Genomic DNA, 8,698 nt, shown 5'->3' with positions numbered 1-8,698 from the left:
CCCGTTTGCCTAAAACTATTCGGATGCTTTCACCGGTTTCGTCTTTAATCTTGAAAAACCGTCAATAGCGGCTTTTACCACATTGAGCGCATTGTCGGATTTGAGCGATTTTGTAAGTATGTCTTTTATGCCGGCCGAATCGCATATCGCTCTAACCGCACTTCCGGCTATTACGCCCGTACCGGGCCCTGCCGGCTTTAAAAGCACTCTCGCCGCTTTATATTTACCTATTATTTCATGCGGAATAGTAGTATTCCGAAGAGGTACTGTTATGAAATTTTTCTTCCCGTGGTTCAGCGCTTTCTTGATTGCCTCCGAGACTTCGTTTGCCTTGCCAAAACCGTAGCCGGCATGCCCCTTGCCATCTCCGACGGCAACAAGGGCACTGAAGGAGAATCTCCTTCCGCCTTTTACAACTTTGGCGACCCTGTTGATGCTTATAACTCTTTCTATAATTTCAAGTTGTGGAGCAGCTCCCGCTTGCTTCAGCGCGCTTTCTTTCTTTGCTTTAACTCCCCTAGTGTCCATATGAACCTTTCTTATTGGCGAAGGCGGATTAAAATACGAGTCCGTTTTTTCGCGCAGCTTCCGCAAAGGCTTTTATCCTGCCGTGATATAAATAGCCGCCGCGGTCAAATACGACTTTTGATATGCCTTTAGATTTTGCGATAAGCGCTGCCTGGGTGCCCAGCGTTTCCGCGGCCTTGATATTGCCGCCGTATTTTACCTGGCTTTTAACCTTAGAATCTAGCGTTGAAACAGAATAGATGGTCTTCTGGTTTATATCATCTACAAATTGAACGTATAAGTTTGCGAGGCTCCTGTGCACGGCCATTCGCGGCCGCTCTTCATTGCCCGCCACTTTTTGCCGCAATCTCAAATGCTTTTTTATACGCGCGTTCTCTTTTAGATTACTCATTTTAAAACACCTTTAAGTTTTTGAATTACGCAACAGTCTTGCCGGCCTTGTGCTTGACAAATTCGTTGACATACCTTATGCCTTTGCCTTTGTACGGCTCTGGCTTATAGTAAGCGCGCAATTCGGCGGCGACTTTGCCGACCTTTACTTTATCTATGCCTTTAATCACTATCTGCGTTGGTTTGGGCGTCTCTACGATAACCCCTTCAGGTATGGGATACTCTATTAGATGCGAAAATCCCAAAGCAACGCTTAGGCTCCTTCCGACTATCTGTGCTTTATAACCTACGCCTCTTATTTCAAGCTCTTTCTGATAGCCGTCAACCACCCCTTTTATCATGTTATTGATAAGAGTACGCGTCAAACCGTGCAGGGACATGTCCGGCTTTAAATCAGACGGGCATTCCACCTTCACTTGATTATTTTCCACCTTTACGGCTATGGGACTTGGGATCTTGTGCTCTAATTTGCCTTTCGGACCCTCGATGAGCACAACACCCTTATCAATATTCACTTTTACATTACCGGGGATATCTATCGGTTTTTTTCCTAATCTCGCCATATTGGCCTGTCTTACCAAGCGTAGCAGAGGACTTCGCCGCCGATCTTTTCTCTTCGCGCATCTTTGTTAGTCATAACTCCGCGCGAAGTAGATAATACGGCTATACCGAATCCGCTAAGTACTCTTGGAATATTAGTATTTGGGACATACACCCTTAATCCAGGTTTAGAAATCCTTTTTATTTCTGTTATAACGGGTGATTTGTCCTCGTTGTACCTCAGGTAAACCCTTATTACTCCCTGCTTTTTATCCTCTATGGGTTTAAAATTGCTTATGTAACCTTCACGTTTGAATATTTTAAGTATGTCCTCTGTAAGGTTCGAGCGCTTGACATCGACCTTTTCCTTTTTTGAGCGTGAACCGTTACGGATAATCGTCAACATATCAGCTATTGGATCGGTAACTGGCATCTATTCCCTCTCTATTTTATATCACTTTTTCCTAAGGCAAACCTACCAGCTTGCTTTTACTATGCCCGGTATTTCGCCCCGAAGAGCAAGTTCCCTGAAACATATACGGCATAATTCGAATCTCCGCATATATCCCCTTCTCCTGCCGCAGAGCCTGCACCTGTGGTATTTTCTAACCTTAAATTTAGGTTCGCGTTTACACTTTTCTATTAAGCACTGTTTTGCCATAAAATTCTTTCTCTATCCTTGTGTTTTTCGAAATGGCATACCAATGAGCGCCAACAATTCTTTGGCTTCATCGTCAGTCCCGGCCGATGTCGTGATTATGATATCCATACCTTTGACCATGGTGACTTTGTCGGCATCCACTTCGGGAAACACGATCTGTTCCGTAAGCCCAAAGGCGTAATTACCGCGGCCGTCAAACGAATCGGGCGAAAGGCCGCGAAAGTCTTTTATTCTGGGTATAACTATGGAAATAAGCCTATCTAGAAATTCGTACATCTTATCTTTTCTTAGGGTGACTTTACATCCTACTGTTGAACCTTTTCTGATCTTGAAGTTCGCTATAGCCTTTTTGGCTTTGGTTATAACAGGCCGCTGGCCCGTTATTAAACCTAATTCTACGATAGCCTCTTCTATGACTTTGTTGTCATGAGCTGCTTCGCCGAGCCCCATGTTTATCACGACTTTTTTAACTTGCGGCACCTGCCAGATGTTAGAATAGTTGAATCGTTCTTTCATCCGGGGCGCTATCTCTTTGTCAAACCTATCCTTTAACCTTGCCATTTAACTGATTATCTCCTTACACTTTCTGCATATTCTTGTCTTGTCGTTGCCGCCAAGAGCGGTCTGTGTCTCCGGCCTTGTGGGCTTATTGCAGTTCTTACACATAAGCATTACATTTGAAATATGGAGCGGCATTTCCTTTTGTATGATACCGCCCTTTTGGTCCTGCCGCGTCTGCCGCGCATGCTTCTTTACGTAATTTGCCCCTTCCACCAGGACCCTGTCTTTTTTCGGTAAAACCATTAGAACCCTGCCGGTCTTGCCTCTATCCTTACCGGTCAGGACTTTTACAGTGTCGTTCTTTCTTATAGATATCATCTTACACTACCTCCGGCGCCAGCGAAACTATCTTCATAAAATTCTTGTCGCGCAACTCTCTCGCCACAGGCCCAAATACCCGCGTGCCGCGGGGGTTTCTCTGCAGGTCTATGATGACTATCGCATTGTTGTCAAATTTAAGATAGGACCCGTCGGCTCTGCGTATTTTATTCGCAGTCCTGACTACCACAGCTTTAACCACTTCGCCTTTTTTAACAACGGCATCCGGCGTAGATTCCTTTATATTGGCCGTTATGATATCTCCTATGCCGGCGTGGTGCTTGTCGCCGCGGGCGAGCACCCCTATACAAGAAGCCCTTTTTGCGCCGGTATTATCTGCTATGTCCAGTATTGTACGCATCCGTATCATGTTTTCACCTTATGATTTATTAATGCTTCGACTTAGCTCAGCATTAACCCTGAGCGCTCTTCGCTTTTTAAAATATTATCGAGTCGAAGGGTTAATTATTTCCAAGAGCTTCCACCGCTTATCTTTCGATATAGGCCTTACCTGCATTATCTTTACGGTGTCGCCTGTCTTGGCAGCATTCTTTTCATCGTGCGCTTTCACTTTAACGCTTTTATGCATAATCTTATTATATTTTGGATGATGAGTCACTCTGTCTATACGTACGATAATGGTCTTTTGCATCTTATCGCCTACCACAGTGCCGGTTTTAATCAAAGTCCTTTTTTGCGTGTTATCGTTTGGCATTTGCCAATTCCTTTTCTCTTATAAGGGTTTTGTATACAGCTATTTCCCTTCGTATCTCTTTTATTCTATGGGGCTTCTCAACCTGCGAAGTAGAGGCCTGATATCTTAGATTATATAGTTCTTTTTCCATCGCATCCACCTTCTCGCGCATCTCATTGGCGTCCAATTGCCTTAGTTCATTTATCTTAGCTTTCATTATATACGGCTCCTTGAAACGCATCTTGTGCGGAACGGAAGCTTATGTGCCGCTAATCTTAGGGCGTCTTTCGCGAGTTCTTCGGGCACTCCCTCAAGTTCAAATAATATTCTGCCTCTTTTTATTACTGCCACCCATTTTTCGGGCATGCCCTTGCCTTTTCCCATCCTCGTTTCCGCCGGTTTTTTAGTAATCGGCTTGTCCGGAAATATCCTAACCCAGGTCTTCCCGCCTCTTTTCGTTACCTTCATGAGCGCGACACGGGCAGCCTCTATCTGCCTGTCGCTCATCCAGGCATTTTCGAGCGCCTGAAGTCCGAATTCGCCGAAGGAAACAGAGGAGCCTCTATAACTTATTCCGCGGCGTTTTCCTTTTTGTTGTTTTCTAAATTTAACTCTTTTTGGCATCAACGCCATTTCTTATCTTCCTTTCCTCGCTATATAAAGGCGCCTTTTCGCCTTTGCATACCCATACCTTCACGCCTATTAAACCATAAGTAGTAAGTGCCTCAAAAAAACCATATTCTATATCAGCGCGTAAGGTCTGCAGGGGGACCTTTCCCACCATGTAACTTTCGCTTCTCGCAATTTCCGCTCCGCCGAGGCGTCCGGAACATCTTATTTTAATGCCCTGCGCGCCTTGATCCATCGCGACTGTAACGGCTTTCTTCATCGCCCGCCTGAACGGTATCCTCCTTACAAGCTGCAGCGCAATATTTTCCGATATTAGCTGGGCGTTAGTAGAAGGACTTTTAACTTCTTTTATATCTAAAAATATCTGCTTGCCTGTCAATTCCTGAAGTTCGTCTCTCAGCCTGTCTATCTCAGCACCCTTTCTCCCTATGATGATGCCGGGGCGTGCCGACCATATATTCAGCCTGACCTTATTGCTGGCGCGGAATATCTCTATCTTAGCAACCGCTGCCTGTGAGAGGCTCTTCTTGACATATTTTCTTATATTTCGATCTTCTTCTATAAATTCGCCGAAATCTTTTTTGGATTTTGCGAACCACATAGATTCCCAATTTCTTATATAGCCTAACCTAAAACCATGTGGATGAACCTTCTGTCCCACTTAAATTACCTCCGTTCTCTCTTTGTAGCTGGCTTAGTCGGGCGCGGCTTTACATCCTTGGGCCTTGCGGCTTTTGGCTGTACAGCTTTCGACTTGGCGGACTTTTTGTCCGATGGTATTCCTACATTAGGTTTCTCTTTGACATCAAGCTGAACGGTCAGGTGGCACGTACGCTTCCTTATTGTAAACGCCCTGCCCATGCTGCCGGCTCTAAACCTTTTCAGCATTGGCCCGCCGTCAGCGGTGATCCTCGAAATGTAAAGATCCGATTCATCTAAATGCTGGTCTTTTTTATGGGCATTGGCCACAGCCGATCTCAATGTCAAATTTATGAAACGGGCCGCTTTCTTTTTTATGCCGGCGAGCAACGCGTATGCCCTGGGCACTGATAACCCCTTGAGGGGCCTCGTAACCAACATTGCCTTCCTGGGGGGAATCCTAACATATTTTGTAACAGCTTTTGCGATCATGTTAATTCTCTCGATACTTCTGTATGGGCGCTGTGTTTTCTGAACGTCCTCGTATGCGCAAACTCGCCCAGTTTATGTCCGACCATATTCTCGGTCACGAATACGGGGATAAATTTTCTGCCGTTATATATTGAAAGCGTAAGCCCTACAAAATCGGGCGTGATGGTAGAAGATCGCGCCCATGTCTTGATCGGTTTTTTGCTTCCCGACTTCAGCATGTTTTGTACTTTTTCTAAAAGTCTCTGGTCAACATACGGGCCTTTTTTTGTAGATCTTGACATTTATTTATTTCCTTCTTTTTAGTACATACTTATCAGATAATTTACGCTTTCGCGTCTTAAGTCCTTTTGTAATCTTACCCCAAGGTGTTGTCGGATGCCTGCCACCCGAGCTTTTCCCTTCACCGCCGCCCATCGGATGATCGTGGGGATTCTTAGCGACTCCCCTGGACCACGGCCTTATGCCCAGGTATCTGGACCTGCCGGCCTTTCCCAAGCTTATAGCGTCATTTTCGACATTGCTCACCTGTCCGATTGTGCCGTAACAATCAAGGGATATCAGCCTGATTTCGCCCGACGGCAATTTCACATGCGCATAATCGCCTTCCTTCGCCATTATGAGGCATGAATTGCCGGCCGATCTTGCGATCTGGCCGCCCTTCCTCTTTTTTAATTCTACATTATGTATAGGAATGCCGGGCGGAATATTCCTGAGTTCCATGGCGTTGCCTATTTTTATCTCCGCGGTAGGGGCGGATACTATCTCGTCATTTACCCTTAACCCGAGCGGGCTTATGATATATCTCTTTTCTCCATCTGTATACTGCAAAAGCGCTATCCTGGCGCTTCGTACGGGGTCATATTGTATGGAGGTGACTTTTGCGGGTATGTTGTATTTATCCCGTTTAAAGTCGATAATCCTTATCATCTGCTTATGGCCGCCGCCTCTATGGCGCGATGTTATCCTGCCTGAAGAATTTCTGCCGCCCGTCTTTTTGCGCGGGACAAGCAGGGATTTTTCCGGCCTTGCATTTTTTGTCAACTCTTTAAAATCAAATCCCGTGACAAATCTTATTCCCGGTGATGTCGGTTTATACGTCTTAATGCCCATTTTATCCTCTTTAACCTTAAGCTATATCTATTTTGTCGCCTATCTTAAGCTGTACTATTGCTTTTTTCCAGTCCGGGGTTTTTCCCATCGCATATCTGACGCGCTTATTCTTGCCCCTGGCCATTTCGGTGTTTACTTTTTCTACCGTCACCCTGTAGATCGACTCAACGGCATTTTTGATCTCTATTTTATTGGCGTTTTTATCGACCCAGAAAAGGTACTTGTTCTGCGGCCTCATCATGGCGCCCTTTTCTGTCTGAAGAGCGGATTTTAATACCTCGTACGGTTTCTTCATATCTATTTATTTCCTTTGAGGAGATTTGAAAAGGCCTCTTCCGACATAGCTAATTTATTATGCCTGAGCACTAGAAGAGCATTCATATTTCTTCGCTCTGCCAATGAAAAATTGGCTATATTGCGCGATGCTAATTTTATATTTCCGTCAAGCTTTTCCTGTACCATAAGACATTTCTTGTCCAGCTTGAGTGACTTTATTATTCCCAGCATCTCCTTGGTCTTCGGTGTTTCAATGTTAATCTTATCAAAAATTACTATATCCTTATCCTGTATTTTAGATTTCACGGCCTCTAAAAGAGCTAACCGCTTAGCTTTTTGTGGAACGGAATAGGAATAGCTTCGCACTTTTGGCCCAAATACTACCCCGCCGCCTCTCCAAATGGGGCTTCTTATGCTGCCTATACGTGCGCGGCCCGTGCCTTTTTGACGCCAAAGTTTTCTACCGCTTCCTCTTACTTCGCTTCGAGTCTTTGCCTTGTGCGTACCCCTGTGCAAGGAGGCTTGATAAAGGTTTATGACCTGGTATAATACGCCTTTGTTTACCTTTTTTGACACAAAGGTATCGTCCACGGTTACCGACCCCACTTCTTTACCTTTTGTATTATATATGGTTAGCTTCGACATGCCCTACCCCTACTTCTTCGGCGCTGCTTTTGGAGCCGCCGGGCCTTTCTTTGCTTTCGTTTCCTTCTTGGCTTTCGCTGCTGCTTGTGCCGGCCCTGACTTAGCTGTGCCGGTCTTTTTCTTGGACTGACGGATAGTCAAAAATGAATTATTGTGCCCGGGTACAGTACCTTTTACAACGAGTAAATTCTTATCAGTATCTACCTCTATTACTTCTAAGTTTTGGATTGTCACCCTCTCATTGCCCATATGTCCGGGCATGTGATGACCTTTTACCACCCTCGAAGGAAACGATGACGCGCCTATGGAGCCTACTCGCCTATGGTGCATAGAGCCGTGCCCGCCCCAGCTGCCGTGCCAATTCCATCGCTTCATTCCTCCCTGAAAACCCTTGCCTTTTGAAGTGCCTACTATATCTACAAAGCCGCCCTTATGAAATATATCTACCTTTATTTCGTCGCCTGCGTTGTATCCTTCCAAAGAGGCAACGCGTATCTCCCGCACAAATCTTTTGGGCGCAGAATTGACCTTTTTAAAATTGCCCATGTCGGGCTTATTTGTATTCTTTTCGCGCTTATTCTCAAAGCCCAACTTAATTGCCATGTATTTATCTTTTGCCGGCTCTTTAACCTGCAAAATAGTACAGGGCCCGGCCTCTATAACCGTTACCGATACAAGCGCACCGCCTTCGGTGTAAAGTTGGGTTTGCCCTATCTTTTTACCTAGTATGCCGTTAGCCATTTCTCAGCTCTCTTATTTAATCTCTACATCGACGCCGGCCGGCAAATCCAGCTTTCTCAACGCATCAATAGTCTTTGCCGTAGGATTGATGATATCTATCAATCTCTTGTGCGTCTTTAGCATAAATTGTTCCCTCGACTTTTTATCAACATGCGGAGACCGTAAAACGGTGAATATCTCATGCCGCGTTGGCAGCGGTATGGGACCCGATACACTCGCCCCGGTCTTCCTTGCCGTTTCGACTATGTCCTGCGTCGAGAGATCAAGAAGCCTGTGGTCGTAAGCCTTTAATTTTATTCTTATCTTCTGCTGTTCGTGTGGCATTTTTCCCTTTATGGTTCGACTATGCTATTACTTCCGTTACGACTCCGGCTCCTACCGTATGGCCGCCTTCTCTTATGGCGAAGCGGAGTTCCGTCTCCATGGCGATAGGCGTTATGAGCTCTACTTCAAACTGGACATTGTCTCCGGGC

At 45.4% G+C, this 8,698-nt stretch carries 20 protein-coding genes; all 20 read right to left on the bottom strand.

What is annotated here, in order from left to right:
* Positions 1-15: 15 nt before the first annotated feature.
* Entirely contained in the window at positions 16-528 is a 513-nt protein-coding gene (gene rpsE / locus KKI13_00540) for a 30S ribosomal protein S5 (protein ID MBU4487544.1), read from the bottom strand.
* A 28-nt stretch (positions 529-556) separates the two neighbouring features.
* Positions 557-919: a 50S ribosomal protein L18 gene (gene rplR, locus KKI13_00535; protein ID MBU4487543.1), complete on the bottom strand. Its 363-nt coding sequence runs from the start codon at positions 917-919 to the stop codon at positions 557-559.
* 25 nt (positions 920-944) lie between these two features.
* Positions 945-1,481 carry a 50S ribosomal protein L6 gene (gene rplF, locus KKI13_00530; protein ID MBU4487542.1) on the bottom strand — a complete coding sequence of 179 codons (537 nt, stop codon included), beginning with the start codon at positions 1,479-1,481 and terminating at the stop codon, positions 945-947.
* Between the two features lie 11 nt (positions 1,482-1,492).
* Positions 1,493-1,891 carry a 30S ribosomal protein S8 gene (gene rpsH, locus KKI13_00525; GenBank protein ID MBU4487541.1) on the bottom strand — a complete coding sequence of 133 codons (399 nt, stop codon included), beginning with the start codon at positions 1,889-1,891 and terminating at the stop codon, positions 1,493-1,495.
* A gap of 42 nt (positions 1,892-1,933) precedes the next feature.
* A complete protein-coding gene (locus KKI13_00520; GenBank protein MBU4487540.1) occupies positions 1,934-2,119 on the bottom strand; it encodes a type Z 30S ribosomal protein S14 in 186 nt (61 codons plus the stop codon).
* A 12-nt stretch (positions 2,120-2,131) separates the two neighbouring features.
* On the bottom strand, positions 2,132-2,680 hold the full coding sequence (gene rplE, locus KKI13_00515; protein ID MBU4487539.1) for a 50S ribosomal protein L5: 549 nt from the start codon (positions 2,678-2,680) through the stop codon (positions 2,132-2,134).
* Positions 2,681-2,998, bottom strand: coding sequence for a 50S ribosomal protein L24 (gene rplX, locus KKI13_00510; protein MBU4487538.1), 318 nt, complete (start codon positions 2,996-2,998; stop codon positions 2,681-2,683).
* A gap of 1 nt (position 2,999) precedes the next feature.
* Positions 3,000-3,368 carry a 50S ribosomal protein L14 gene (rplN, locus tag KKI13_00505; protein MBU4487537.1) on the bottom strand — a complete coding sequence of 123 codons (369 nt, stop codon included), beginning with the start codon at positions 3,366-3,368 and terminating at the stop codon, positions 3,000-3,002.
* A gap of 75 nt (positions 3,369-3,443) precedes the next feature.
* Positions 3,444-3,713, bottom strand: coding sequence for a 30S ribosomal protein S17 (rpsQ, locus tag KKI13_00500; protein ID MBU4487536.1), 270 nt, complete (start codon positions 3,711-3,713; stop codon positions 3,444-3,446).
* Positions 3,700-3,909 carry a 50S ribosomal protein L29 gene (gene rpmC, locus KKI13_00495; GenBank protein ID MBU4487535.1) on the bottom strand — a complete coding sequence of 70 codons (210 nt, stop codon included), beginning with the start codon at positions 3,907-3,909 and terminating at the stop codon, positions 3,700-3,702. The genes rpsQ and rpmC overlap by 14 nt, the downstream gene beginning before the upstream one ends.
* Positions 3,909-4,325: a 50S ribosomal protein L16 gene (rplP, locus tag KKI13_00490; protein MBU4487534.1), complete on the bottom strand. Its 417-nt coding sequence runs from the start codon at positions 4,323-4,325 to the stop codon at positions 3,909-3,911. Before rplP ends, rpmC begins: the two co-directional genes overlap by 1 nt.
* Entirely contained in the window at positions 4,300-4,983 is a 684-nt protein-coding gene (gene rpsC / locus KKI13_00485; protein MBU4487533.1) for a 30S ribosomal protein S3, read from the bottom strand. Before rpsC ends, rplP begins: the two co-directional genes overlap by 26 nt.
* 5 nt (positions 4,984-4,988) lie before the next feature.
* Positions 4,989-5,453, bottom strand: a complete 465-nt coding sequence (gene rplV, locus KKI13_00480) for a 50S ribosomal protein L22 (protein ID MBU4487532.1) — start codon at positions 5,451-5,453, stop codon at positions 4,989-4,991.
* The gene (gene rpsS, locus KKI13_00475) at positions 5,450-5,734 is read right to left on the bottom strand and encodes a 30S ribosomal protein S19 (protein MBU4487531.1); all 285 of its coding nucleotides are present in this window, start codon (positions 5,732-5,734) and stop codon (positions 5,450-5,452) included. The genes rplV and rpsS overlap by 4 nt, the downstream gene beginning before the upstream one ends.
* 4 nt (positions 5,735-5,738) lie before the next feature.
* Entirely contained in the window at positions 5,739-6,563 is an 825-nt protein-coding gene (gene rplB / locus KKI13_00470) for a 50S ribosomal protein L2 (GenBank protein ID MBU4487530.1), read from the bottom strand.
* A gap of 16 nt (positions 6,564-6,579) precedes the next feature.
* Positions 6,580-6,858, bottom strand: coding sequence for a 50S ribosomal protein L23 (gene rplW / locus KKI13_00465; protein ID MBU4487529.1), 279 nt, complete (start codon positions 6,856-6,858; stop codon positions 6,580-6,582).
* Positions 6,859-6,860: 2 nt separating this feature from the next.
* Positions 6,861-7,484 carry a 50S ribosomal protein L4 gene (gene rplD, locus KKI13_00460; protein ID MBU4487528.1) on the bottom strand — a complete coding sequence of 208 codons (624 nt, stop codon included), beginning with the start codon at positions 7,482-7,484 and terminating at the stop codon, positions 6,861-6,863.
* 9 nt (positions 7,485-7,493) lie between these two features.
* Entirely contained in the window at positions 7,494-8,225 is a 732-nt protein-coding gene (gene rplC, locus KKI13_00455; protein MBU4487527.1) for a 50S ribosomal protein L3, read from the bottom strand.
* Positions 8,226-8,237: 12 nt separating this feature from the next.
* Positions 8,238-8,549, bottom strand: coding sequence for a 30S ribosomal protein S10 (gene rpsJ, locus KKI13_00450; GenBank protein MBU4487526.1), 312 nt, complete (start codon positions 8,547-8,549; stop codon positions 8,238-8,240).
* 19 nt (positions 8,550-8,568) lie between these two features.
* Positions 8,569-8,698 (bottom strand): elongation factor Tu (gene tuf, locus KKI13_00445; protein MBU4487525.1); only part of this gene is annotated, 130 nt, incomplete at its 5' end.

It is taken from the genome of Candidatus Omnitrophota bacterium (genome assembly GCA_018894435.1).
Classification (GTDB): Bacteria; Omnitrophota; Gorgyraeia; order JAHIPI01; family JAHIPI01; genus JAHIPI01.
The sequence above is the reverse complement of the archived record's forward strand: the minus strand, read 5'-3'. Positions and strand labels throughout refer to the sequence as shown.

What these genes read in the sequence shown, in the direction of transcription:
- rpsE (MBU4487544.1), bottom strand. Translation starts at nt 528, where the DNA reads ATGGACACTAGGGGAGTTAAAGCAAAGAAAGAAAGCGCGCTGAAGCAA.
- rplR (MBU4487543.1), bottom strand. Translation starts at nt 919, where the DNA reads ATGAGTAATCTAAAAGAGAACGCGCGTATAAAAAAGCATTTGAGATTG.
- rplF (MBU4487542.1), bottom strand. Translation starts at nt 1,481, where the DNA reads ATGGCGAGATTAGGAAAAAAACCGATAGATATCCCCGGTAATGTAAAA.
- rpsH (MBU4487541.1), bottom strand. Translation starts at nt 1,891, where the DNA reads ATGCCAGTTACCGATCCAATAGCTGATATGTTGACGATTATCCGTAAC.
- KKI13_00520 (MBU4487540.1), bottom strand. Translation starts at nt 2,119, where the DNA reads ATGGCAAAACAGTGCTTAATAGAAAAGTGTAAACGCGAACCTAAATTT.
- rplE (MBU4487539.1), bottom strand. Translation starts at nt 2,680, where the DNA reads ATGGCAAGGTTAAAGGATAGGTTTGACAAAGAGATAGCGCCCCGGATG.
- rplX (MBU4487538.1), bottom strand. Translation starts at nt 2,998, where the DNA reads ATGATATCTATAAGAAAGAACGACACTGTAAAAGTCCTGACCGGTAAG.
- rplN (MBU4487537.1), bottom strand. Translation starts at nt 3,368, where the DNA reads ATGATACGGATGCGTACAATACTGGACATAGCAGATAATACCGGCGCA.
- rpsQ (MBU4487536.1), bottom strand. Translation starts at nt 3,713, where the DNA reads ATGCCAAACGATAACACGCAAAAAAGGACTTTGATTAAAACCGGCACT.
- rpmC (MBU4487535.1), bottom strand. Translation starts at nt 3,909, where the DNA reads ATGAAAGCTAAGATAAATGAACTAAGGCAATTGGACGCCAATGAGATG.
- rplP (MBU4487534.1), bottom strand. Translation starts at nt 4,325, where the DNA reads ATGGCGTTGATGCCAAAAAGAGTTAAATTTAGAAAACAACAAAAAGGA.
- rplV (MBU4487532.1), bottom strand. Translation starts at nt 5,453, where the DNA reads ATGATCGCAAAAGCTGTTACAAAATATGTTAGGATTCCCCCCAGGAAG.
- rpsS (MBU4487531.1), bottom strand. Translation starts at nt 5,734, where the DNA reads ATGTCAAGATCTACAAAAAAAGGCCCGTATGTTGACCAGAGACTTTTA.
- rplB (MBU4487530.1), bottom strand. Translation starts at nt 6,563, where the DNA reads ATGGGCATTAAGACGTATAAACCGACATCACCGGGAATAAGATTTGTC.
- rplW (MBU4487529.1), bottom strand. Translation starts at nt 6,858, where the DNA reads ATGAAGAAACCGTACGAGGTATTAAAATCCGCTCTTCAGACAGAAAAG.
- rplD (MBU4487528.1), bottom strand. Translation starts at nt 7,484, where the DNA reads ATGTCGAAGCTAACCATATATAATACAAAAGGTAAAGAAGTGGGGTCG.
- rplC (MBU4487527.1), bottom strand. Translation starts at nt 8,225, where the DNA reads ATGGCTAACGGCATACTAGGTAAAAAGATAGGGCAAACCCAACTTTAC.
- rpsJ (MBU4487526.1), bottom strand. Translation starts at nt 8,549, where the DNA reads ATGCCACACGAACAGCAGAAGATAAGAATAAAATTAAAGGCTTACGAC.